This window comes from Roseateles sp. Mitsp63, from assembly GCF_059491535.1.
The window spans coordinates 1,154,847-1,178,626 of record NZ_CP168509.1 but is presented as its reverse complement, the minus strand read 5'-3'; the positions used below and the strand labels follow the sequence as shown (position 1 = coordinate 1,178,626).

General features: G+C 71.3%; 15 protein-coding genes. 9 read left to right on the top strand and 6 right to left on the bottom strand.

All coding sequences use genetic code 11. The features are described 5' to 3' along the window. Both ACEN96_RS05005 and ACEN96_RS05000 read left to right on the top strand, forming a co-directional pair. Positions 1-897, top strand: coding sequence for a 5'-nucleotidase (locus ACEN96_RS05005; RefSeq protein WP_495586953.1), 897 nt, complete (start codon positions 1-3; stop codon positions 895-897). Between the two features lie 81 nt (positions 898-978). After that, complete coding sequence (locus tag ACEN96_RS05000) at positions 979-4,446, top strand: S41 family peptidase (RefSeq protein ID WP_495586952.1); 3,468 nt, start codon at positions 979-981, stop codon at positions 4,444-4,446. A 64-nt stretch (positions 4,447-4,510) separates the two neighbouring features. Here the strand turns inward: ACEN96_RS05000 and tyrS are convergent, their stop codons facing one another. Then, a complete protein-coding gene (gene tyrS / locus ACEN96_RS04995) occupies positions 4,511-5,758 on the bottom strand; it encodes a tyrosine--tRNA ligase (RefSeq protein WP_495586951.1) in 1,248 nt (415 codons plus the stop codon). 291 nt (positions 5,759-6,049) lie between these two features. Between tyrS and ACEN96_RS04990 the strand changes: the two genes are divergently transcribed. Both ACEN96_RS04990 and ACEN96_RS04985 read left to right on the top strand, forming a co-directional pair. Beyond that, positions 6,050-7,435, top strand: a complete 1,386-nt coding sequence (locus tag ACEN96_RS04990) for a M23 family metallopeptidase (protein ID WP_495586950.1) — start codon at positions 6,050-6,052, stop codon at positions 7,433-7,435. A gap of 37 nt (positions 7,436-7,472) precedes the next feature. Beyond that, complete coding sequence (locus ACEN96_RS04985) at positions 7,473-8,603, top strand: anhydro-N-acetylmuramic acid kinase (RefSeq protein ID WP_495586949.1); 1,131 nt, start codon at positions 7,473-7,475, stop codon at positions 8,601-8,603. A gap of 96 nt (positions 8,604-8,699) precedes the next feature. Here ACEN96_RS04985 and erpA read toward each other — a convergent pair whose 3' ends face one another. From erpA to rplM, 3 genes are all read right to left on the bottom strand, one after another. After that, positions 8,700-9,074 (bottom strand): iron-sulfur cluster insertion protein ErpA, encoded by a 375-nt coding sequence (gene erpA, locus ACEN96_RS04980; protein WP_343636636.1) that lies wholly within the window; start codon positions 9,072-9,074, stop codon positions 8,700-8,702. Positions 9,075-9,285: 211 nt separating this feature from the next. Then, the gene (gene rpsI / locus ACEN96_RS04975; protein WP_495586948.1) at positions 9,286-9,678 is read right to left on the bottom strand and encodes a 30S ribosomal protein S9; all 393 of its coding nucleotides are present in this window, start codon (positions 9,676-9,678) and stop codon (positions 9,286-9,288) included. Positions 9,679-9,687: 9 nt separating this feature from the next. Further along, on the bottom strand, positions 9,688-10,116 hold the full coding sequence (rplM, locus tag ACEN96_RS04970) for a 50S ribosomal protein L13 (protein ID WP_067065533.1): 429 nt from the start codon (positions 10,114-10,116) through the stop codon (positions 9,688-9,690). A gap of 247 nt (positions 10,117-10,363) precedes the next feature. On the opposite strand from rplM, the gene ACEN96_RS04965 reads away from it, so the two are divergent. From ACEN96_RS04965 to ACEN96_RS04950, 4 genes are all read left to right on the top strand, one after another. Further along, positions 10,364-11,116 carry a GNAT family N-acetyltransferase gene (locus tag ACEN96_RS04965; RefSeq protein WP_495586947.1) on the top strand — a complete coding sequence of 251 codons (753 nt, stop codon included), beginning with the start codon at positions 10,364-10,366 and terminating at the stop codon, positions 11,114-11,116. A 187-nt stretch (positions 11,117-11,303) separates the two neighbouring features. Beyond that, complete coding sequence (locus ACEN96_RS04960; RefSeq protein ID WP_495586946.1) at positions 11,304-12,233, top strand: DUF2726 domain-containing protein; 930 nt, start codon at positions 11,304-11,306, stop codon at positions 12,231-12,233. A gap of 75 nt (positions 12,234-12,308) precedes the next feature. Further along, positions 12,309-13,322 (top strand): serine/threonine protein kinase, encoded by a 1,014-nt coding sequence (locus ACEN96_RS04955; protein WP_495586945.1) that lies wholly within the window; start codon positions 12,309-12,311, stop codon positions 13,320-13,322. 108 nt (positions 13,323-13,430) lie between these two features. Beyond that, positions 13,431-20,582 carry a C80 family cysteine peptidase gene (locus ACEN96_RS04950; RefSeq protein WP_495586944.1) on the top strand — a complete coding sequence of 2,384 codons (7,152 nt, stop codon included), beginning with the start codon at positions 13,431-13,433 and terminating at the stop codon, positions 20,580-20,582. 45 nt (positions 20,583-20,627) lie between these two features. On the opposite strand, the gene htpG is transcribed toward ACEN96_RS04950, so the two are convergent. Next, positions 20,628-22,520 carry a molecular chaperone HtpG gene (gene htpG / locus ACEN96_RS04945; RefSeq protein WP_495586943.1) on the bottom strand — a complete coding sequence of 631 codons (1,893 nt, stop codon included), beginning with the start codon at positions 22,518-22,520 and terminating at the stop codon, positions 20,628-20,630. Between the two features lie 125 nt (positions 22,521-22,645). Here htpG and ACEN96_RS04940 point away from each other — a divergent pair, with 125 nt between their 5' ends. Then, the gene (locus tag ACEN96_RS04940) at positions 22,646-23,263 is read left to right on the top strand and encodes a trimeric intracellular cation channel family protein (RefSeq protein WP_495586942.1); all 618 of its coding nucleotides are present in this window, start codon (positions 22,646-22,648) and stop codon (positions 23,261-23,263) included. Positions 23,264-23,294: 31 nt separating this feature from the next. Here the strand turns inward: ACEN96_RS04940 and ACEN96_RS04935 are convergent, their stop codons facing one another. Beyond that, positions 23,295-23,762, bottom strand: coding sequence for a cyanophycin metabolism-associated DUF1854 family protein (locus ACEN96_RS04935; protein ID WP_495586941.1), 468 nt, complete (start codon positions 23,760-23,762; stop codon positions 23,295-23,297). Positions 23,763-23,780 lie beyond the last annotated feature (18 nt).

The window sequence follows — 23,780 nt, the reverse complement described above, 5'->3', positions numbered from 1 at the left end:
ATGCCCGCCTCCCTCGACGGCCGCCTGGTGGTGGCCCTTTCCTCCCGCGCGCTGTTCGACTTCGAGGAAGAGAACCAGCTCTTCGAGAACAGCGACGACCGCGCCTACATGCGGCTGCAGCAGCAGCGCCTGGACGACCCCGCCAAGCCCGGCACCGCCTTCTCGCTCGCGCGCAAGCTGCTCGCGTTCAACGCCACCGGCCAGACCCCTCGCGTCGAGGTCGTCGTGCTGTCGCGCAACGACCCGATCTCCGGCATGCGCGTGTTCCGCTCCGCGCAGCATTACGGCCTGTCCATCGAGCGCGGCGTCTTCACCCGCGGCCAGAGCCCCTGGCGCTACCTGCGCCCGCTCAAGGCCGATCTGTTCCTCTCCACCAACGAGGACGACGTGCGCTCCGCCCTCGCCGCGGGCGTGGCCGCAGCCCGCGTCTTTCCGCAATCGGCGCGCGCCTCGGCCGCCTATCCCGACGAGCTGCGCATCGCCTTCGACGGGGACGCCGTCCTGTTCTCCGACGAGGCCGAGCAGATCTACCAGCGCGACGGCCTCGACGCCTTCCAGGCCCATGAGCGCGAGCGCAAGCTGACGCCGCTGCCCGCCGGTCCCTTCAAGGAGGTCCTGCACGCGCTGCAGCGGCTGCAGGCCGCCGCCGCGCCGATGCGCCTGCGCACCGCCCTGGTCACCGCCCGCAGCGCGCCCGCCCATGAGCGCGCCATCCGCACGCTGATGGACTGGGAGGTCGAGGTCGACGAGGCCATGTTCCTCGGCGGCCTGCCCAAGGGCGAGTTCCTGCGCGAGTTCGAGCCCGACTTCTTCTTCGACGACCAGCACGGCCACATCCAGAACGCCGTCCCGCACGTCCCCGCCGGCCACGTCACCATGGGGGTGACGAACCGCTGACGCCCCGCCCGGCGCCAGAATCCGCGCCGCATGACTTCCGGCTGCCGTCCGGCCGGCCCCTCCCGCAAGGAAGACCCCGCAATGCGCATTTCGTTCCGCCGCCTGGCCATCGCCACGGCCTGCTCGATGGCCACCCTCGCCATCGCCGCCGAGGCCAGCTCCACAGTCTCCAGCTCGGCCGCTCTTGCCGGCACCGCCGACGCCACCGCGCGCACCGTCGCCGCCAGGCCCGCCACCACCGACCCCTCGCTGGGCTTCTACCGCATGCCCGCGCTGCGCGGCGATCGCGTCGTCTTCGTCGCGGAGGGCGATCTCTGGCAGGTCTCCACGGCCGGCGGCACCGCGCAACGCCTGACGACCCACGGCGGCGCCGAGACCTTCCCGGCCCTCTCGCCCGACGGCCGCTGGATCGCCTTCACCGGCCAGCAGGAAGGCGCCAGCGACGTCTACGTCATGCCCGCCGCCGGCGGCGTGCCCCGCCGTCTGACCTGGGACACCGGCGCCGTGCGCGTCTGGGGCATCACCGCCCGCAACGAGATCCTCTACAGCGGCAACACCGAGCGCGGCGAACCCGGCACCCAGCTCCACCTCGTGGACATCGCCACCGGCACGCACCGCGCGCTGCCCGTCGGCCAGGCCAGCGATGGCGCGCTCAGCGCCGACGGCAAGACCCTGTACTTCACCCGCAACGGCCTGCGCGGCGACAACGCCCGCCAGTACCGCGGCGGCGCCCTCGCCCGGCTCTGGGTGATGGACCTGGCCGGCACCGCCGAGGCCAGGCCCCTCGTCGCCGAAGGCGCCAACGACCGCCGCCCGATGCCCTACACCGACGCGTCCGGCGTCGCCCGCGTCGCCTTCCTGTCCGACCGCGACGGCAGCTTCAACGTCTGGTCCGTCAAGGCCGACGGCTCCGACCCGCGCCAGCACACCCGCTTCAAGGGCTGGGACGTGCGCCACGCCAGCATCGACGGCACGCAGGCCATCCTGGCCGCCGGCGCCGACCTCTACCGCCTGGACCTCGCCGCCGACGCGCCCGAGCAGAAGCTCGCCATCGCGCTGGGCGGCGACTTCGACCAGCAACGCAAGCGCTGGATCAGCCGGCCGCAGGACTTCCTGACCGGCGTCTCGCTGTCGCCCAACGGCGAGCAGGTCGTGCTGACCGCCCGCGGCCGCCTGGCCACGCAGGGCGTGGGCCCGCTGCGCCGCGCCGAGCTGCCGGTGCCCGCCGCGCTCGGCGACGCCGGCCGCTGCCGCGACGCCGCCTTCAGCGCCGACAGCCGCGAGGTCTTCGCGCTGTGCGACTACAGCGGCGAGATCGAGATCTGGCGCTTCGCCGCCAACGGCGCCGGCCAGCCCCGGCAGGTCACCGAGGGCGCCACCGCGATGCGGCGCGCGCTGGTGCCCTCGCCCGATGGCCGCTGGATCGCGCACACCGACAAGGAGGGCCGGCTCTTCCTCACCGACCTGAAGAACCCCAGCCGCGCCGCCGCCACCCGCGAGGTCGACCGCGACCCTTCCGGCGACGGCGCCTCCTCCATCACCTGGGCCTCCGACGGCAAGTCGCTCGCGTTCACGCGCTCCACCAGCAACCCCTACCGCGAGCAGTTGCTGCTGCTGACCGTCGCCGACGGCAAGGTCCACCAGCTCGGCAGCGACCGCTACGCCGCCACCGCGCCGGCCTTCAGCCCCGATGGCCAGTGGCTGTACTTCCTCTCGCGCCGCACCTTCAGCGTGACCGGCAACCCCGGTCCCTGGGGCGACCGCAACATGGGTCCCTACTTCGACAAGGGCTGGAAGGTCTACGCGCTGGCGCTTCAACCGGGCCTGCGTTTCCCGTTCGCGCAACCCGACGAACTGCAAGGCCTGAAGGCCAAGGAAGAGGCCGAGGTCCGCGAGCAGGAGAAGGACAAGCCCGACAACAAGGAGTCCAAGCAGAAGGTCGATCAGGCCAAGGCCGCCGCGGTGAAGGAGGAGAAACCGTCCGCCAAGGGCAAGCCGGAGATCCAGATCCCGGGCCTGTCGCTGCGCCTGTACGAGGTGCCCATCGCCGCGGCCAACTACAGCGGCCTGGCCGTCGACTCCAAGCGCCTGTACCTGCATGAGGCCGGCGCGCTGCGCCAGCTGCCGATCGGCCCGGGCGAGACCAAGGTCGACACCTTCGCCGAGCAGGTCGCCGCCTTCGACCTCAGCGCCGACGGCAAGAAGCTCATGATCCGCCGCCCGGCCGCCCCCGGCGCCGCGCCCGAGATCCTGATCGTCGACGCCGGCCCGCGCATTCCGGGCGACCTCGACAAGGCCCGCGTGCGCTGGACCGACTGGCAGATCGCCGTCGATCCCAAGGCCGAATGGCGTCAGATGTTCAGCGACGCCTGGCGCATGCAGCGCGACTTCTTCTACGACAGGGACATGCAGGGCGTGGACTGGGCCGCCATGCGCGCCAAGTACGCCCCGCTGGTCGAGCGCGTCACCGAGCGCAATGAGCTCGCCGAGGTGATGGCGCAGATGGTCGGCGAGCTGAGCCTGCTGCACAGCCAGGTCGCGCCAGGCGAGACCCGCAAGGGCGCCGAGGAACCGGGCTTCGCCGGCCTGGGTGCGCAACTCGAGCGCGATGCCAAGGGCTGGAAGGTCACCCGCATCTTCAGCGGCGATCCGGAGCTGCCGTCCGAGGCCGGCCCGCTCGCCGCCCCGGGGCTCCACATCCCGGTGGGCACCGTGATCACGCAGATCAACGGCCGCGACGCCGCCCAGGCGCCCGATCCCAGCGAGCTGATGCGCGGCCAGGCCGGCAAGCAGGTGCTGCTGCAGGTGCGCGAACCCTCGGGCAAGGAACGCCCGGTGGTCGTCACCCCCGTCGACCTGCGCCGCGAGGGCCAGCTGCGGGTCGACGACTGGCGCTATGGCCGCGCCCGGATCGTCGACACCGCCAGCAACGGCAAGATCGGCTACCTGCACCTGCGCGCGATGACGCGGGACGACATCGGCGACTTCGTCCGCGAGTTCTACGCGCAGAGCGAGCGCGAGGGCCTGATCATCGACGTGCGCCACAACAACGGCGGCAACATCGACAGCTGGATCCTGCAGACGCTGCTGCGCCGCGCCTGGGCCTTCTGGCAACCGCGCTCGCCGCACGGCGCCAAGGCCTATCCGAACATGCAGCAGGTGTTCCGCGGCAAGGTCGTCGTGCTGGCCAACGAGGAGACCTACTCCGACGGCGAGACCTTCTCCGAGGGCTTCAAGCGACTGGGCCTGGGGCCGGTCATCGGCGTGACGACCTCGGGCGCCGGCGTGTGGCTGTCCGACCAGAACCGGCTGATGGACAACGGCCTGATGCGCGCCGCCGAGAACGGCCAGATCACCGTCGACGGGCAGTTCCTCGTCGAGGGCAAGGGCGTGACGCCCGACATCACCGTGGACAACCCGCCGCGCGCCACCGCCAATGGCCAGGACGCGCAGTTGGACGCGGCGATCTCCTGGCTCAAGGACGCGATCGCCAAGGATCCGGTCAAGGCCGCCAAGCCGGGCCCCTATCCGCGGCCCATCAAGCAGTAGGCGCCAAGGAAGACGGGAGGCCCGCGCCTCCCGTTCTTCATCGAGCGCCGCGGTCGGGCTGGGCTCAGCTCAGCGTCACGCGCGCGAACTTGCGCTTGCCGACCTGCAGCACCATCGTGCCGGCCTCGACCTTCAGCCCCTTGTCGCTGATCGTCGTGCCGTCGATCTTCACGCCGCCCTGCTCGATCATCCGGTTGCCCTCGCCGTTGGACGGCACCAGGTTCGCGGCCTTCAGCAAGGCGGCGATCCCCATCGGCGCACCGCTCAGGCTGAGCTCGGGAATGTCGTCCGGGATGCCGCCCTTGGCGCGGTTGTCGAAATCGGCCTCGGCCGCGTCGGCCGCCGCCGCGCTGTGGAAGCGCGCGGTGATCTCCTTGGCGAGCATCACCTTCACTTCCTTGGGATTGCGGCCGCCCTCGATCTCGCGCTTGAGCGCGGCGATCTCCTCGATCGAGCGGAAGCTCAGCAGGTCGAACCACTTCCACATCTGCACGTCGCTGATCGACAGGATCTTCGCGAACATGCTGTTCGCCGGCTCGGTGATGCCCACGTAGTTGTTCTTGGACTTGGACATCTTCTCGACGCCATCCAGCCCCTCCAGCAGCGGCATCGTCAGGATGCACTGCGGCTCCTGGCCGTACTCGGCCTGCAGGTGCCGGCCCATCAGCAGGTTGAACTTCTGGTCGGTGCCGCCCAGCTCCAGGTCGGACTTCAGCGCCACCGAGTCATAGCCCTGCATCAGCGGATACAGGAACTCGTGCACCGAGATCGGCGTGCCCGCCGCGTAGCGCTTGGTGAAGTCGTCGCGCTCCATCATGCGCGCCACCGTGTACCTGGCCGCCAGCTGGATCATCCCGCGCGCGCCCAGCGGGTCGGACCACTCGCTGTTGTAGCGGATCTCGGTCCGCGCCGGGTCCAGCACCAGGCTGGCCTGCTTGTAGTAGGTCTCGGCGTTGTGCTTGATCTGCTCCGGCGTGAGCGGCGGGCGCGTGGCATTGCGGCCCGAGGGGTCGCCGATCGTCGACGTGAAGTCGCCGATCAGGAAGATCACCTGATGGCCCAGGTCCTGCAGCTGGCGCATCTTGTTCAGCACCACCGTGTGGCCGATGTGGATGTCGGGCGCCGTCGGGTCCAGGCCCAGCTTGATCCGCAGCGGCTGGCGCGTCGCCTCCGACCGCGCCAGCTTCTTCACCCACTCGTCCTGGGGCAGCAGCTCGTCGCAGCCGCGCAGCGACTGCTGCAGCGCCTGCCGGACCCGGTCGGTGATCGGGAATTCGGGGGTCGTGGAGGACTCGGTTCGGATTTCAGACATGGCGCTTCGGAGCCCGCACGGGGTTACGTAAAGTCTTGATTTGCCGGGTTTTCTAGACATCTGTCTCCCGGGGTCGCCGGTATACTGCCGGCTGTTTTGCGGGGCGCGCCAGAGGGCAAAAACCATGCCCATCCGGATGCTGCACCGCAAGAGCGCGATTCTAGTGGACGCCCTCCGGCGTCCTTCGCTTTACAGGGCGGTGAATCCGGCACACGGGCCGTTCGGGCCACGCTGATCCGGCGTGGCGGCGGACGGGGTTCCAGGCTCCAGAAAGAAGGTCTTTGGCGCGTGATGAATTGGACTGACGAATGGCAGCGCGTGCAGCGCACCCTCGCTCGCGCCGAATCCTTCGCGGCCAAACACCCCCGCGCCCTGACCGGCACGGTGGTCGGCGTGCTGAGCGGCTTCGCGGTCACCGCCTTCGGCGTCGCGCCGATGGCCCCTGACGCCGCCGACCTGCCGCAGACCGTCATCTCCGAATCCATCCCGCTGCAGTCGCTGGACGAGCAACTGGCCGAGCTGGCCGCGTTCGATCCGGGCCTCTCGCGCAGCGACATCACCCGCGCCGCCGACACCGCCGATTCGCTGCTCAAGCGCATGGGCGCCTCCGATGCCGCCGCCGCCGCCTTCCTGCGCAGCGACGAGGTCGCGAAGAAGCTGCTGACCGGCCGCGTCGGCAAGCGCGTGCAGGTCGTGGCCACCGCCAGCGGCGAGGTGCAGAGTCTGGTCGCCCGCTACGCCGCCGAGTCGGCCGAGCAGCAGGACACCCACTTCACCCGCCTGAGCGTCACGCGCCAGGGCGACAAGTTCGTCTCGAAGATCGAGACCGCGCCGCTCGAGACCCAGACCCGCCTGGGCAGCGGCACGATCCAGTCCTCGCTGTTCGCCGCGACCGACGAGGCCAACGTGCCCGACGCCATCGCGACGCAACTGGCCGACATGTTCTCCGGCGACATCGATTTCCATCGCGAGCTGCGCAAGGGCGACCGCTTCTCGATGGTCTACGAGACGCTGACCGCCGACGGCGAGCCCATCACCTGGGGCAACCGCGCCGGGCGCCTGCTGGCCGCCGAGTTCGTCAACAACGGCAAGAGCTACCAGTCGGTCTGGTTCCGCGATCCGGCCAGCGGCAAGGGCAACTACTACGGCTTCGACGGCGAGAGCAAGCGCCGCTCGTTCCTGGCCAGCCCGATGGAGTTCTCGCGCGTGACCTCCGGGTTCGCGATGCGCTTCCATCCGATCCTGCAGACCTGGCGCCAGCACCAGGGCATCGACTACGGCGCCCCGACCGGCACCGCGGTGCGCAGCGTCGGCGACGGCAACGTCGAGTTCGCCGGCTGGCAGAACGGCTTCGGCAACGTGATCCAGCTCAAGCACAGCGGCAACCGCATGACGGTCTACGCGCACCTGAGCCGCATCGACGTCAAGAAGGGCCAGAAGGTCGAGCAGGGCCAGAAGATCGGCGCCGTCGGCGCCACCGGCTGGGCCACCGGCCCGCACCTGCACTTCGAGTTCCGCGTCGACGGCAAGCAGCAGGATCCGCGCGTGATCGCCCGTGCTTCCGAGGCCGTGACGCTGCCGGCAACCGCCAAGGCCGCTTTCAAGGCGCAGGTCGTGAGCGCCAAGGTGCAGCTCGCGGCGGCCGCCTCGATCAACGAAGGCGTCGTCGGCGAGTAAGCCGGCCGGCGAGACGCTCCGCCGCGAGTTCTCGACCATGACGACGCCCGGCGCCGAGCTTTACATCGGACTGATGTCCGGCACCTCGCTGGACGGCGTCGACGCCGTTCTGCTGCGCGCCGAGGCCGATGGCCGCGTCCAGGCCCTTGCGCATGAATATCAGCCGTTCGGCGATGAATTGAGGACCGAACTCCTCGCGCTGAACAGCCCTGGCGGGCATGAGCTCCAACGCGGCGCGCTCGCCGCCAATGCCATCTCCCGAACATACGCGCAGGCCTGCCAGGCGCTGCTGACGTCCCACCGCCTGGTGCCGCAGCAGATCCGCGCCGTGGGCGCGCATGGGCAGACCGTGCGACATCGACCGGGCGAGTTCGACGGCACCGGTTTCACGATCCAGCTGCTGAACGCGCCGCTGCTCGCCGAACTCAGCGGGATGGCGGTCGTCCATGACCTGCGCGGCCGTGACATCGCCGCCGGCGGACAGGGCGCGCCATTGGTGCCCGCCTTCCATCGCGCGGTACTGGCCCGGGAAGGCGCGGATGTGGTCGTCCTGAACATCGGCGGCATCAGCAACGTCAGCCTGCTCTGGGCCGATGGCCGCAGCGGCGGCTTCGATTGCGGCCCGGGCAACTGCCTGATGGACGGCTGGATTCATCGTCATCAAGGCGCCCCCTACGACGCGGGCGGCCAATGGGCCGCGCAGGGCGAGGTCCATGCGGGACTGCTGGAAGCGCTGCTCGCCGAACCCTATTTCCATCAAGCACCGCCGCGCAGCACCGGACGGGATCTGTTCCATCTGGGCTGGCTGGACGCGAAGATCGCGGCCCATGCCCCGAACATCTCCGCCGTCGACATCCAGGCCTCGCTGCTCGAATTGAGCGCCCGCTGCGTGGCGGACAGCCTGATCGCCTTCGCGCCGGGCGAGTGGCGCGAACTGCTCGTCTGTGGCGGCGGCGCTTTCAACCACGCGCTGCTGGCTCGGCTCCAGGCCCTGATGCCCGCGATCGCGGTCGACACGACCGCGGCCCGCGGCCTGCCGCCCATGCAGGTGGAAGGCGCGGCGTTCGCATGGCTGGCGATGCGCCATGTGCGCGGCCTATCCGGCAACCTGCCCGCGGCGACCGGCGCCTCTGGGCTTCGCGTGCTGGGCAGCTACACGCCGGCCTGAGACGGCGCTCCGCTCCTCCGCCAGCCGCAGAAACGACAAGACCGCCCGAGGGCGGTCCATGTCATTCAGCAAGGGCGCCGTCGAGGCGCCCTGCGATCACACCGAGAAGCTGGAACCGCAACCGCAGGTCGTCTGCGCGTTCGGGTTCTTGATCACGAACTGGGCGCCTTGCAGGTCTTCCTTGTAGTCGATCTCGGCGCCGACCAGGTATTGCAGGCTCATCGCGTCGATCAGCAGCGTCACGCCGTTCTTGTTCATCTGCGTGTCGTCGTCGTTCACCGCTTCATCGAAGGTGAAGCCGTACTGGAAGCCGGAACAGCCACCGCCCTGCACGAACACGCGCAGCTTCAGCTCAGGATTGCCTTCTTCCAGCACCAGCTCGCGCACCTTCTCGGCCGCGCTGTCGGTGAAGACCAGCGGAGCCGGCATGTCGCCCATGCCGGTGGTTTGGGTTTCGAGGACTGCGCTCATCGTGGATCCTGTTGTGTCGGAGGAATGGCGGGAATTATGTCAAAGCACCCGGACGCCTGCCCGTTGCTTGGAGATAAGCCCTGGCCCGGACATGTTCGCCACATACCGCGCTTCTGCCAAAAAACAAGGCCGCTGAAAGCAGCGGCCTTGTCCTGGGGCTTTCGTCGCCAATGGAATCCCAACCCGGATTCCACCAGCGAACGGAAGTCGATCAGCGCTTGCTGAACTGCTTCCGGCGACGGGCGCCGTGCAGACCGACCTTCTTACGCTCGACTTCACGCGCGTCACGCGTGACGAAGCCGGCGCGGCTCAGTTCGGGCTTCAGGGCTGCGTCGTAGTCGATCAGCGCGCGGGTGATGCCCAGACGGACAGCACCGGCCTGGCCGGACTCGCCGCCACCATGCACGTTGATCTTGATGTCGAACGCTTCACCATTGTTCGTCAGCAGCAGCGGCTGGCGAGAAATCATGATCGACGTCTGACGGCCAAAGTACTGCTCGATCGAGCGGCCATTGACGGTGATCAGGCCAGTGCCCTTCTTCATGAAGACACGAGCCACAGACGACTTGCGACGGCCGGTACCGTAATTCCAGTTTCCGATCATCTCCGCTCCTTAGATTTCCAGAGCCTTGGGCTGCTGGGCGGTGTGCGGATGCGTGTCGCCCGCATACACCTTCAGCTTCTTGATCATCGCGTAGCCCAGCGGCCCCTTGGGCAGCATGCCCTTGACGGCCTTTTCCAGGGCGCGGCCCGGATGCTTGGCTTGCATGTCCTTGAACTTGGTGGCGTAGATGCCGCCCGGGAAACCCGAGTGGCGGTAGTACACCTTGTCCGTGGCCTTGTTGCCGGTGACGCGGAGCTTCTCGGCGTTGATGATGACGATGAAGTCACCGGTGTCGACGTGAGGCGTGTAGATGGCCTTGTGCTTGCCGCGCAAACGGAGTGCCACTTCGCTGGCAACACGTCCGAGCACCTTGTCGGTGGCGTCAATCACAAACCACTCGTGCGTCACTTCGGCCGGCTTGGCGCTGAAGGTCTTCATGAGGTTCTTTCAAAAGGCTTGAATCCGGGCGATCTGCCCCCGTACGCTCGGTGCACGCTTATGGCGACGTGAATCGCGCGGCCTCTCACGGACGTTTCTCCCGCTGCCTTGGGAACGGGAAAGCCGGCGAGTCTAGCAGAACCGCCCGGAAAGGCCAAATCAGGCCGTTCCCGATCCATTCCTGACCGCTTCGAAGCCGCGCCGGCGCCGTTCCCCGCTAGCATCCGTGCGCACTGCCCCGCCCGCCATGCCCACCCCGTCCGATCCGCCTCCCGCGTCCTCGAAGCCGACCGCCCCGGCGCAGGACCCGCCATCGCGCTGGAGTCCCCGGTCGATGCTGGCGCGCTGGACCGGCTGGGTGCCGATCCGCTCGCTGGGCCGGCGCCACCGCCAGCGCATCCTCCAGCACCTGCTGGCGTTGGGCGAACGCGACCGCTACCTGCGCTTCGGCTACCCGGCGCGCGACGAGCAGATCGAGAAGTACGTGGCCGGCCTGGATTTCGTCCGCGACGAGGTCCTGGGCATCTTCAACCGCCGGTTGCAGCTGATCGCGGTGGCGCACCTGGCCTACGCGCCGGCGCCGCAGATCAAGGGGCGCCCGGCGATGGCCGAGTTCGGCGTCTCCGTCGCCACCAGCGCGCGCGGCAAGGGCTTCGGCGGCCGGCTGTTCGAGCGCGCCGCGCTGCACGCGCGCAACCGCGGCATCGACACGCTGTTCATCCACGCGCTCAGCGAGAACGCCCCGATGCTGAAGATCGCCCGCAACGCCGGCGCGGCCGTCGAGCGCGACGGCGGCGAGTCCGAGGCCTGGCTGCGCCTGCCGCCGGATTCGGTGTCCTCGCACGTCGACGAGGCGCTGGAGCGCCACATGGCGGAATGGGACTTCCAGTTCAAGCGCCACATGCGCACCGTCGGCCAGTTCCTGGACGGCGTGGCGGAAGTCAAGTCGCGCATCCGCAAGGTCCGCGACCGGGCCGCCGGCGACGATCCGAAACGCTGATCGCACATCCGCCGGATCATTCCGCCGGTCCCACCCGGATCCAGGGGGGAAAGAGGATGCATTTTGTAACGAGTTTCCGCTACATTCGCGCCCATCGCCGGTACGGTGCACGGCAGTTGCCGTGATATCGCCGCCGCGCGAGCGCTTGGCGCCCGAGGCGCCCCTCCTCCGTCCAGTTCGTTGGGATATGCAGAACACGTTGCCGTGGATCATCGCGGGACTGTCGGCGCTGGCCGTGGCGGGCCTGCTCGCCGCGCTGCTGCTGCGCCGCCCGCGGCGCGAGCGCAAGCCGCTGCCCACCGAGTGGTCGCTGAGCCCGCGGCCGGTCTTCAGCGCCGACGAACGCCGCGTGTTCCGCCTGCTGCGCGAGGCGCTCCCGCACCATGTCGTGATGTGCAAACTGCCGATGGTGCGCTTCTGCCAGCCGACCGAGGCGCGCGACGTCCGCTACTGGTATGAGCTGCTGGGCGGCATCAGCGTGAACTTCGCCATCTGCAGCCCCAACGGCCGGGTGCTGGCGGCGATCGACATCGAGACTGACCGCCCCGGCTCCACGCGCAGCCTGCAGATCAAGCAGGCGGTGCTGGCGGCCTGCCGCATCCGCTACCTGCGCTCCTCCGTGGACAACCTGCCCAGCGCGACCGAGCTCCAGCTGCTGGTGCCCTACAGCAACCAGGGCAGCCGCGGCGGCATGGCGGCGATGCCGCGCCCGGCGCACGCCGGCGCGGGCCAGGCCGCCGGTCTCCCCGCCAGCGCGCGCCGCGGCGCCCCGGCCGCGCCAGCCGCGCGCAACACGCTGTGGAACGATTCGCCGGTGTTCAGCGATTCCTTCTTCGCCCCCGACAGCCGCTACGACGCCTATGGCGGCGAGACGCAGCAGGCGCCGCTGGCGCCAGCCGAACCGCGCGCCCGCGGCTACCGGCCGCGCGCCGGCGCCCATGACGGCGGCGGATTCCGGGACTCGCAGTTGCGGGACTCGCAGCTGCGGGACGCGCCCTCTCGCGAGCCGTATCGCGAATCCCAGTTCGGCCGCGACTTCCCCACGCTGCCCGGCGACATGCCGGATCCCGAGATCGGCGGCGTGGTCGTCGACTCACCGCGCTTCGTGCGGCGCTAAGCTACGCGCCCTGCCCCGCTTTCCCGGCGGACCTGACGGCGCCCCGGCGTCATCGCCGCGTCCGCCCGTCCCTCCATGACTGATTCCCCGGCCGGCTTCGGCCTCCTGACGCCCGAACTGATGCTGGACGCGCTCGAGCACGCCGGGTTGCGCCCCGACGGCCGGTTGCTGCAGCTGAACTCCTACGAGAACCGCGTGCTGCTCGCCCATCTGGAGGACGGCGCGGCGGTGGTGGCGAAGTTCTACCGCCCGGGCCGCTGGACCGACGCGCAGATCCTGGAGGAACACGCGTTCGCCGGCGCGCTGGCCGAGGCCGAGGTCCCGGTCGTCGCGCCGCTGACGCTGGCGATCGGCGGCGCGGCCGCCACGCTGGGCCATTTCGAGGGCCAGCGCTTCGCGGTCACGCCGCGCCAGGGCGGCCGCGCGCCCGAACTCGAGGACCCCGAGGTGCTGCGCTGGATCGGGCGCTTCCTGGCCCGGCTGCACGACGTCGGCGCGGCGGAGCCCTTCCGCCACCGGCTGGCGTGGAACAGCGCCGCGCCGGCCCGCGAGGCCCGCGACTGGCTGCGTGACCACGACACGCTGGCGCCGGAGCTGTCGGCGAACTGGCATGACGCCGCGGCGCGCTGCATCGACGCGATCGACGCCGCCTTCGACCGGTTGCCGGACCGGCGCGCGCTGCGCCTGCACGGCGACTGCCATCCCGGCAACATCCTGTGGACGCCGGACCGCGGCCCCCACTTCGTCGACCTGGACGACGCCGTGCAGGGACCGGCGGTGCAGGACCTGTGGATGCTGCTGTCGGGCGAGCCCGAGGCGGCGCGGCGGCAGCTCGACGCGCTGCTCGACGGCTACGAGAGCGTGCGCGAATTCGACTGGCGCGAACTGCGCCTGGTGGAAGCGCTGCGCACGCAGCGGATGATCCACCACAGCGCCTGGCTGGCGCGGCGCTGGGAGGACCCGGCCTTCCCGCTGGCCTTCCCGTGGTTCGGCACGCCGAACTACTGGAGCGACCAGGTCGTCAAGCTGCGCGAGCAGTTGGACGCCATGCAGGCGGACACCGCGCGAGCCGGGGCAGCGCCCTACTGATCCAGGGCAGCGGCCGGGGCGCGAAGCGCCGGCTTGGGGCATCGCGGCGGCCGGTCCGGGTGGATTCGCCCGCACGACTGAGGCGCTCCCCTTGCGAGAAGCGCGCCCATGCCAGCCCCTCCCTCCCCGATGCGCCTGCGCGTCGCGCTGCCGGAACCGGCGGCGCGCGACAAACGGCCCCAGGTTCCAGCGCCCCTTCCGGCTCCCGCTCCGGCTCCCGTTCCGGCGCCGCCGCCCCAGACACGCGACAGCGGCGGAACCCGCGCGGCCGTGCTGCGGCTGCTCACCTCGACCTGGGACGATCCGTCGCTCCAGACCGAGGAGGGCCGGCTGCGCGTGATCCTGCTGGCGGCGCAGCACGCCATGCAGCCCTCGCTGGCGGTGTCCGTCGAGGTGCTGGAGAGCGTCCGGGAAGCCTGCCGGAACGAGGTGCTGGAGCTGCTGATCGGCCGGCTGAAGGAAGCGCGGATCCAGGCCGGCGAACGGCGCTTCCTGAACGGCCTGGCGGAGCGCATCGTGGCCGCGGCCCTGGACGGACGCTATGCGGACCTGCTCGGCGGAGGCGGCCCGCGTGACACCCTGTCCACGGCGATCTTCCAGCCGCAGGCCCTGTCCATCGAGGCGACGCTGCAGCCCTGGACGATCGGCGACGTGGCGTTGGCCACGCTGGGCGCCCCTGCGTCCCCGCTGCTGGATGTGAGGTCCTCGGTGCACCGCGCCAGCGCCCTGCTCGCGGACGCCCTGCTGATGGCCGCGAACAGCATCGAGCGCTCGATCGGCGGCTCGCCCGCGGCGGCCCTGATCGACCGCCTCGTCGCGGCGAAGATCGTGGGCAACGCGCTCTACGCGGGTGCCGCCGGACTGCCCTTCCTCGTCGACGCCGACCGGCTGGGCGCGCTCACGGTCGCGACGGATGCGCGCTCGAAGGCGCACCTGCGCATGCTGCGGGCGTTGTGGGGACCGCTGCGCGCGCTGTCGCGTCTGGACATGATCGGGCCGATGCGCTTCCTCTCCCGGCAGCCGGACGATGTCGCGGCGTGGGACCGCGTCACGCCGGGCCTCTACGCCACCGAGCGCGAGGCGCGCTTGCAGGCGCTGCTGCTCTCGCGCTGGCAGGCCTTCGAGGCGGCCGGCGCGCCGCCCCCGGCGCTGCTGCCCGCCTCGGCGGACCGGCCGCTGCCGCTCTTCCACACGCTCGCGCCCGACCTGGACCAGACCCTGGACCGGCAGGCCGGCCAGGTGCTGCTGAGCGGCTTCGAGGGCCCCGGCGCGCCGCGCGCCGTGCTGCGCCTGCCGCCGGTGCCCGCGGACGCGACCGCCGAGCAGATCCGCGCGCAGAACCGCCAACTGGAGATGCTCGACGCCTTCAGCGTGGCGGTGTTCGGGGATCCGATGCCCTTCCACGCCGAGCGGCTGCCGCGCGAGGCCACCTTGACGCAGGACCAGTTCACGGTCGGCAACATCCCGGTGGTCAAGCGCGGCCGCGGCGGCCGCTGGTGCTTCGCGCCCCACGGCGCCGCCGTGATCCGGCACATCTACGGCGAGCCGGCCTTCAAGGGGCCGCTGCGGCGCGCGCTCGCCGACTGGCATGGCGCCGGCGGCACGGACACCGCCCGCCTGCCGGCGGACACGGCGCCGGACGCGCGCAGCACGCGCCTGCGGATCTTCATCCAGATGGAGGACGACCCGGTCATGCTCGCGACCGGGGCGACGCTCAGCCGCATCCACCCGGACGACCTCGTCTGGGTGCGGTTGCACGAGAGCGGCGAGTACCAGATCGTCCGCGGCCGGTCGCTGCTCGCGAACGCGCCGCCGCAGGCGCGGATCAAGCTCATCGTGAATGGTCATGGCCACACCTCGTGGTTGACCAAGGAGCGGCTGCTGAGCGGACGCTCCGCGCCCGCGCTGGCCGATCAGTTGAGCCGGCTGATGCGCCGGCTCGGCCGCCTGCCGAAGGTGTCCCGCGTCACGCTGCTCAGTTGCGCGCTGGAGACGCCCGCCGTGCAGCGCAGCTACGGGCGCGAGTTCACCGCCGCCGCGGCGGCGCTGGCGCTGGGCCAGCCCGACATGGAGACGATGGTCTACTCCGACACGCTGATCCTGGACTACGGCCGCCAGCGCCTGCGCCGGGCCACGCGTCCGCATCCCGCGGTCGCGCCCAGGCGCCGGGCCGCGGGCACCACCTGGGTGTTCCAGCGCGATGCCGCCACCGGCGGCATCCACGTCCGGGACCGCTTCCCGGGCGGCGGCGCCGGCGCGCTGGCGGACAGCGCCTGCTGCGGCATCCTGGCGCACGGCGCGGACCGGCTGCCCACCGGCCGCGGCGCGATGTTGTCGAACGCGCGGGTCACGGAGCGGCTCGCGCTGCGCCGCCGCTTCCTCGAAGTGATCGATGCGCGGCGTCCCGCCGGCTGGGTGCTGCTGCCGCGCCTGGAGGAGCGGGCCGATGGGACCGCGGCGCTGACCTACCTGGAGCTGGCGACCGGCCGCACGCAACAGCGCACCGTCACCGCGCCCGCGGACCGGCGCGCGCTTCGCGCCGGGATGGCGTGGATCGAGGGCGGCCTGTCCTGGATCGACCAGCGGGGGCCGGCCGGCATCCAGGGCTCCGGCATGGACCTGCTCAACCTGGGCATGCTGGCGCTGGGATTGCTCGACCTGGCGGGCGGCGCGGCGGGCGGCGACCAGTACCAGCGCGCGCTCTGGTACCTGGGCCTGACGCAGGGCGGCTTGCAGGCGGCGGCCGACACCGCCGCGATGGCCGCCGCCATCGAGTCGGCGATCAGCGCCGGCGCCGGCGCGGAACTGGCCGCGACGAGCCACCTCAGCACCCGCCTGGCCCGGGCCCTGGCCCAACTGAACGCGCTGGTCCAGACCGGCGTGGTGGCGCTCGACCTGCAGCAGTTGATCCAGGCGCTGGACACCGGCAACAGCGCGGCCGTGTCGCGCGCGGCGGTGCGCTTCGCGCTGGACGCGGCGGGATCGATGCTGGCCGGCCTGGCGGCCGCCGCGGACCTTGCCGGCGCGGCCCTGCTCGCCTTCGTGGCCGAGGGCCTGGCCGTGCCGCTGGCGGGCCTGGCGATCGGCATCAGCGCGCTCAACGAGGCGGTATCCGGCGCCCGGGCCCGCGTCGACCGCGACTTCCGCCCGCTGCATCAGATCGACCGGGGCTACGACGCGCCGCTGCGGCGGATCCGGGCGCAGGCCGGCGCGCCGCACGAGGTGCTGCTCATCAACGGCTGGGCGCCGATCCGGCGCATCGATTTCCAGGCCCGGATGGTGAGCTTCGCCGACGCGGCGCTGGGCGCCTCGGCGCTGCATCCGCATCAGCTGTACTTCCAGTTCGGCGGCACGCGGCTGCACGACTGGTGGGTGCAGGACGGTTCCGACCGGCAGGCGGAGTACGCGCGCCGCGGCCTGGACCTGGACCTGTGGACGGCGATGCACAAACCCGGGCGCCTGCCGGTCCCGCGCGCCGCGCTGGCCGAGCCGCTGCTCGACCCCAGCCTGGTGCTGCTGCTGCTGACGCCGCCATCGGTGGACATCCATTACGAGGGCTATTCCTCGTCGCGGGCGGGCGGCGACTTCGCGCTGACCCACGACGAGCTCATCGAGCGCATGCAGCGGAACACCGACGCGCGCTTCGTCGGCGACTACGTGAGCTCCGGCAGCTTCGCCAAGTCCGCCGACCAGTGGCGCTACGAGTACCGTCCCACGCTGTGCGAGGTGGTGCTGGACGACCAGCCGAGGGTGCTCGCGCTGCCATCGCGGTCGGAGGCGGAGTCGGTCTCCTTCACCTTCGACGACGACCGCCGCCAGGCCATCCGGCCGCTGGACCAGTCGCTGGTGCATCTGCGGCTGATCGGCCGCGGCGGGCGCTACATCCTGGCGCTGCCATCCGACGGCACGGTGCGCAACCCGGTCCGGATCCTGCCGTCCGAACGGGGACGCGATGTCTGGACCGTGCTGCTCAAGGGCGGCCTGGCCAGCGGCGGCAAGCCGCTGGAGCTGCTGGATCTGCAGGGCGACGGACGCCGCGGCCTGCGCTGGGGCGGACAGGAGATCCAGTTCGAGGCGCTGAACGGCGCCGTGATCCAGTTGCTGGACCCCGAAGCCCCGCGGGTGCGCCTGCTGCTGGACCTGACGCAGCGCGACGCGGCGCTGATGCTCGCGCTGGATCCATGGAGCGAGGCGCTGCGTCCGGTCCAGGCCCTCGACGAGGCGCTGCGGCAACTGCGCTGGCGGGAGGGCGGCGGCGATGGGGGCGATGGCGGCGATGGCGGCGCGGCCTCCGGCCTGTTCCGCCCCGCGGCGCCGGCTGAACTGCGCCATCCGATCCGGCTGTCGAGTTCGCGGGACGGCGCGCCGCTCTCCGGCCTGATGGATCCCGTCACCGGCGAGGCCATGCTGCATGGCGAGCGCCAGCTGATGCTGTTCAAGCCGGGGGCCACGCCGGCGGAAGGCGTCTGGGGCATCGCGCCCGTGCACGGCGGACAGGTCAGCATCGATGAGGACGGCCGGCCCACGCTCCGTTACGACGGCGGTCATTTCCTGCAGCCGGTCACCTACACCTTCCGCCGCGAGTCCGGCGACTTCATCCGGGCGCCGCAGCTGCTGTCCGGGGCCGGCGAGCAGGCGCTGCTGCGATGGCTGCGCGACCACCCCGGGTGGACCGCGGAGGCCTTGACGGACTTCCTGACGGCGCAGCTGGGCGCGGGCGTGAACCTCGCCGGGCCTGGCGCCGGCAGCCCCGAGCCGCTGACGGACATCCGCTTCGCCGATCGCTCGGCGCCCACGCGGCGCCCGTCCGGCGGCGCCACCTACCTCGCCCTGTGGGCCCGGCTGGACCGCCTGCGGCAGGGCGCGGACGCGGACGGCGGCGTGCCGCTGCGCGGCGATCCGGCGCTGGCCCGCGACCTGGCGCGGATGGGGATGGCGGCCTTCGCGGCGCTCGCCGAGGCCGGCCCGGACGCCCGCGCGTCCGCCCCCGACGTCGAGATCGCGCTGCAGTGGCTGGTGCTGGCGGACGGGCAATCCCGCCTCGAGGAGGGGTTGCCGCCCACCGGCGTGCAGGCCCTGCCGCCGCGCCTGAGCCAGACGCAGCGCGGCGAGCTGACGCGGCTCCTCGACGAGCTCAGGCGCCTGCTCGAGACCCATCGGGCGGCCGGCGCCGGCGCGGCGTGGATACGCCTGGGCGCGACGCCCGAGTCCTCCTTCCAGCTGGTGCATCAGCTGCGCGATGCCGGCGTCGACATCCGCATCGACCGCTTCGCGCCCACGGCCGATGCCCGGGGGGTCAACCGCGAAGGGCCGGATGACTTCTACGACGTGCAGATCGCGGGACTGCAGCTGTTCATGCGGGATCTCGACGACCTGCTCGACCAGGACCTGCATGGCGCGCGCGCCCTCGCCGCGGCCGAAAGCCCACTGCAGCGCGCGCTCGCGGCCTGGGGCGCGACGGCCGCCGGCGCTTCGGCGCCGCAGCGGATGACCGGATTGCCGGCGTCCTTGCTGGAGCAGGTCAAGCTCGCGGGCCTCACGGTGCGCGACACCCGCGGCGCGGTGTCACCCGCCGCGCTGGGGCAGATCCACGAAGGCGCGGCCGGGCTGGAGATCGACGCCGCGACCTTCCGGCTCTGGCAGGCCCAGGCCGCGCTGCAGGGACTGCCGCTGGATGCCTGGTATGCGCGGCACGCGGCACCGGGCAGCGCGCTCGAGGCCTGCCTGCGCGAGGCCGCCACTGAAGCCCTGCGCGACCGGCTGGTGAGGATCTCGGACGCCTTCTCGACCGACGCCAGCCCCCAGTCGCCGCTGGCGCTGGACGCCCTCGTGAACCGCCAGCTGCTGTCGGCCCTGGAACGGCTGGTGCCCGCGCCCGGCGCCGTCCGCGAAGCCTGGAAGGATCCCGGGCGGCCCGGCGATCTCTTCAAGGCGGCCGACGCCGACGGCCGCGTCCATGTGCTGCTGATGCTGCGGCCGGATACCGGCTTCGCGCATCTGACGCGGGTCGACGGCCAATGGGTGGAGAACGACTACTGGGCCTACGTCGGCGACGGCGAACTGCTGGCCCGTGGACTGCGGCCGGACCCGGCGCCACCGCCGGCGCTCGCGACCGGTCCGGCCTCGCTGGAGCTGCAGCGCTTCTCGCGCGGCTTGATCGCCTGGTGGCTTCGTCAACTGTCCCTCGCGGCGGCGCCGGAGGGCTATGCCCACTTCGAACTGGGCCCGGATCTCTTCGACGCCACCACCCAGGGGCGCACCCGCTTGCGCCTCAGCGAGGACGGCATGCTGTACGCGAGCCTGGACGACGGCGACACCACGCCGCTGCGTCTGGCCGACGATCCCGAGCTGAGGGCCTTGATGCGGCAGTTCCCGGCCGGCACGGCGCGGCTGCGCGCGCTGCTGATCCAGGCCAACGGGCGGCCGGTGGATCTGGACGGGGCCGGCGCGCTGGACGCGGACGAGATCGTGGTGCTGGAGGAGTCGGACGGCGCGCCCCGGCGCATCGACCTGGATGATCGCGGCGATCGCCAGGACGAGGTGTTCATGGAAGGCGACGACCTGCTCGTGCATCGGCGCGCGACGGGCCGGTTGATCCGGATCCAGGGCGCGTACACGGCGGGCTCGGACGATCCGCTCGACGACGACGTGCCCGACCCGGACCTGCGCATCACGCGCGGCGGCGGCCGAGAACTGCTGCGCTGGCCGTCGCCGTCCGGCGCGCCGGCCCTGCCGATGCTGACCACGCGCGGCTCGCGCCTGGTGGCCCGGCGCGATGGCACCGACGTCTGGATCGGCGACCTGGAGGGATGGGACGAGATGCGCGTACTCGATGTGGCGCCAGCCTCCGCGGCGGTGCCGGCGGACGGCGCGGGACCGGCCGCGGCGCTGTTGCGCTATCGCGGCGTGGGAGGTCAGTGGCGCCTGGCCGCGCTGCCGGCGCCGCTGGTCGACTTGATGGCGAGGGAGGACGAAGGCCGCGACTGGCGGGTGGCACCGGACCCGCGCTCGGCCGACGGCGCGCTGCTGTTCGCGCGCCAGGAGCCAGGCGCGAACGCGGACGGTGCCCGGCGCGGTGCCGGACCGCCGGCGGACGCCTCGCCGCACCCGCCGGACGCTTGGCGTCTGAGCAGCGCGCGCTTCGCCGCCGAGATGGCGGCCTTCGAGCCGGCGAGCGGCGCGGACAACCCTTTCGTCTGGCGGCCGGCCGTCAGGCCGGCGGCGACGCTGTCGGCCGCCACCGGCCCCGCGGCCGGATGAACGCCGGATGCGCGCCGAGTGCGCGCCGAGTGCGCCGGATGCGCCTCAGCCCAGCAGCAGCGCGTTGACGCGGCGCACGTAGGCGGCGGGGTCCTCGAGCACGCCGCCCTCGGCCAGCAGCGCCTGGTCGAACAGCACCTGGGCCAGGTCGCCGAAGCGGGCGTCCTCGCCCTCGATCGCGCCCAGCTTCTTCACCAGCGCGTGGTCGGGGTTGACCTCCAGCGTCGGCAGCGACACCGGCGCGGTCTGGCCGGCCTGCTTCAGCATGCGGGCCAGGTGGCCGCTGATGTCGCCTTCCTCGACGACCACGCAGGCCGGCGAGTCCACCAGCCGCGTCGTCACGCGCACGTCCTTGGCGCGGCCTTCCAGCGCGGTCTTCAGCCGCTCGAGCATCGGCTTGAACTGCTCGGCGGCTTCCTCGGCCTTCTTCTTCTCGTCCTCGTCCTGCAGCTTGCCCAGGTCGACCGCGCCCTTGGCCACGGACTGCAGCGGCTTGCCCTCGAACTCGAACAGGTGGGACAGCATCCACTCGTCCACGCGCTCGGTCAGCAGCAGCACCTCGATGCCCTTCTTGCGGAAGATCTCGAGCTGCGGGCTGTTCTTCGCGGCGCCCAGGCTGTCGGCGGTGATGTAGTAGATGGCCTCCTGGCCCTCCTTCATCCGCGACACGTAGTCGGCCAGGCTCACGCCGGTGTCGGCATGGGTGGACGCGAAGCGCAGCAGCTTGACCAGGCGCTCCTGGTTGGCGTGGTCCTCGCCGACGCCTTCCTTCAGCACCTGGCCGAAGTCGGTCCAGAAGCGCGCGTACTTGTCGCGCTCGCCGGCGTCCTCGCTGTTCGCCAGCGACTCCAGCATGGCCAGCACGCGCTTGGTCGAGCCCTCGCGGATCGCCTTCACGTCGCGGCTTTCCTGCAGCAGCTCGCGGCTGACGTTCAGCGGCAGGTCGGCCGAGTCGATCACGCCCTTGACGAAGCGCAGGTAGACCGGCATCAGCGCCTCGGCGTCGTCCATGATGAACACGCGCTTGACGTACAGCTTCACGCCGCCGCGCTTGTCGCGGTTCCACAGGTCGAAGGGCGCCTTGGCCGGGATGTACAGCAGCTGCGTGTATTCGCTGCGGCCCTCGACGCGGTTGTGCGTGAAGGCCAGCGGCGCCTCGGTGTCGTAGCTGATCTGCTGGTAGAAGGCGTCGTACTCGGCCTGCGTGATGTCGCTCTTGCTGCGCGTCCACAGCGCGGAGGCCTTGTTCACCGGCTCCCACTCGTCCTTGAGGACCTGCTCGGCCTTGTCGGCGTCCCACTCCTCCTTGCGCATCAGGATGGGCAGCGAGATGTGGTCCGAGTACTTCGCGATCGTCGACTTCAGGCGCCAGGTCTTGAGGAACTCTTCCTCGCCCTCGCGCAGGTGCAGGATCACGTCGGTGCCGCGGCCGGGCTTGGTGATCGTCTCGACCTCGAAGTCGCCGGTGCCTTCCGAGCTCCAGCGCACGCCCTGGTCGGCCGGCAGGCCGGCGCGGCGCGACTCGACGGTGATGCGGTCGGCCACGATGAAGCCGGAATAGAAGCCCACGCCGAACTGGCCGATCAGGTTGGCGTCCTTCTTCTGGTCGCCTTCGAGCTTGGCCATGAACTCGCGGGTGCCGCTGCGGGCGATGGTGCCGAGGTGGGCGATGGCCTCTTCCGCGGACAGGCCGATGCCGTTGTCGCTGATGGTGACGGTGCGGGCCTGGGCGTCGAAGGAGACACGGACCTCGAGCTCGGGCTGGTCCTCGAACAGCTGCGGATGGTCCAGCGCCTCGAAGCGCAGCTTGTCGCAGGCGTCGGAGGCGTTGCTGACCAGCTCGCGCAGGAAGATCTCCTTGTTCGAGTAGAGCGAATGCGTCACGAGGTGCAGGATCTGCTTGACCTCGGCCTGGAAGGTATGGGTTTGCTTGTCCATCGTTCGTGAGAAGGATGTGGAAGGAGGGATCGCCGGGACCATGCCCGGCGGGGGCTGGATTATCGCGGCGGCAGATGGGACCGGCGGTCCCGGTTTCAAGGGCCGGCCTCTACACTTCGCGCCCTATGCCGATGATCTACTGGTTCGATTTGCTGGGCGTGGCGGTGTTCGCCGTCAGCGGGGCGCTGGCCGCGATGCAGGCGGGCCTGGACCTGTTCGGCCTGATGGTGATCGCGGCGATGACGGCGGTGGGCGGCGGCACGCTGCGCGACCTGCTGCTCAACCGCCATCCGGTGTTCTGGATGAAGGACACGCGCTACCTGCTGGTGATCATGGCCAGCGCGATGGCGGCGCTGGCGGTCGGGCCGTTCCCGGAGCACGCGATCGCGGTGCTGAAGGTGGCCGACGCGCTGGGGCTGGCGCTGTTCGCGCTGTGCGGCACCGAGATCGCCGAGGAGCACGGCATCCGGCCGCTGCCCGCGACGCTGATGGGCACGCTGACCGCCTGCGGCGGCGGCGTGCTGCGCGACGTGCTCAGCGGCCAGGCGCCGCTGCTGCTGCGCAAGGACATCTACGCGACCGCCGCGATCGGCGGCATCGCGCTGTACTTCCTGCTCAAGGCGCTGGGCGTGCCGATGCGCTGGGCCTTCGTGCTGGGCATGGTCGGCGTGGCCGCGCTGCGCCTGGCGGCGCTGACCTTCGGCTGGCAGCTGCCGGCGCTGCAGATGCTGCGGGTGCACTGACCCGCGCTGACCCGCGCGGCGGCCGGGGCGGCTACAGGAAGCGCTCGAGCAGCCGGCGCGAATGCCGGTCCAGCCCGAAGCGGTCCGGCACCAGGAAGTGCAGGCCATGGCTGCTGTGGATCAGCAGGCGGCCCTCGCTCAGGCGGCGGATGTCCTCCTCGCTCTTGAGGATGAAGCGGGTCGGGCCGCGGTCGGTCTCGACCGTCCATTGCGACGGCGTCGAGAAGGTCGACACCGACAGCAGCTTGAGCACCGTCGGCGTCATCTCGCGATGCGCGAGCTCCTCGCCCAGCAGCGCGCGCTGGTCCTCGGGCAGGTCGGCCATGCGGTCGATCCAGGCGATCTCGTGGCCGTCGGTGCCGACCAGCGAGATGCCCTCGTCCGGCGCCGAGAGCGGATGCGCGCGCACCGCGCTGACGTTCTCGTGGGTCAGGCCTTGCGCGTCGACCAGCATCAGCCGGCCGAAGGCGTCGCGCGCGAGGGAGTGGATGTTGCTCATGTCGGAACCTCGGCGCGA

What these genes read in the sequence shown, in the direction of transcription:
- ACEN96_RS04965 (WP_495586947.1), top strand. Translation starts at nt 10,364, where the DNA reads ATGCCCACCCCGTCCGATCCGCCTCCCGCGTCCTCGAAGCCGACCGCC.
- ACEN96_RS04935 (WP_495586941.1), bottom strand. Translation starts at nt 23,762, where the DNA reads ATGAGCAACATCCACTCCCTCGCGCGCGACGCCTTCGGCCGGCTGATG.
- ACEN96_RS05005 (WP_495586953.1), top strand. Translation starts at nt 1, where the DNA reads ATGCCCGCCTCCCTCGACGGCCGCCTGGTGGTGGCCCTTTCCTCCCGC.
- ACEN96_RS04985 (WP_495586949.1), top strand. Translation starts at nt 7,473, where the DNA reads ATGACGACGCCCGGCGCCGAGCTTTACATCGGACTGATGTCCGGCACC.
- erpA (WP_343636636.1), bottom strand. Translation starts at nt 9,074, where the DNA reads ATGAGCGCAGTCCTCGAAACCCAAACCACCGGCATGGGCGACATGCCG.
- ACEN96_RS04940 (WP_495586942.1), top strand. Translation starts at nt 22,646, where the DNA reads ATGCCGATGATCTACTGGTTCGATTTGCTGGGCGTGGCGGTGTTCGCC.
- ACEN96_RS04955 (WP_495586945.1), top strand. Translation starts at nt 12,309, where the DNA reads ATGACTGATTCCCCGGCCGGCTTCGGCCTCCTGACGCCCGAACTGATG.
- ACEN96_RS04990 (WP_495586950.1), top strand. Translation starts at nt 6,050, where the DNA reads ATGAATTGGACTGACGAATGGCAGCGCGTGCAGCGCACCCTCGCTCGC.
- rplM (WP_067065533.1), bottom strand. Translation starts at nt 10,116, where the DNA reads ATGAAGACCTTCAGCGCCAAGCCGGCCGAAGTGACGCACGAGTGGTTT.
- htpG (WP_495586943.1), bottom strand. Translation starts at nt 22,520, where the DNA reads ATGGACAAGCAAACCCATACCTTCCAGGCCGAGGTCAAGCAGATCCTG.
- ACEN96_RS04950 (WP_495586944.1), top strand. Translation starts at nt 13,431, where the DNA reads ATGCCAGCCCCTCCCTCCCCGATGCGCCTGCGCGTCGCGCTGCCGGAA.
- ACEN96_RS04960 (WP_495586946.1), top strand. Translation starts at nt 11,304, where the DNA reads ATGCAGAACACGTTGCCGTGGATCATCGCGGGACTGTCGGCGCTGGCC.
- ACEN96_RS05000 (WP_495586952.1), top strand. Translation starts at nt 979, where the DNA reads ATGCGCATTTCGTTCCGCCGCCTGGCCATCGCCACGGCCTGCTCGATG.
- tyrS (WP_495586951.1), bottom strand. Translation starts at nt 5,758, where the DNA reads ATGTCTGAAATCCGAACCGAGTCCTCCACGACCCCCGAATTCCCGATC.
- rpsI (WP_495586948.1), bottom strand. Translation starts at nt 9,678, where the DNA reads ATGATCGGAAACTGGAATTACGGTACCGGCCGTCGCAAGTCGTCTGTG.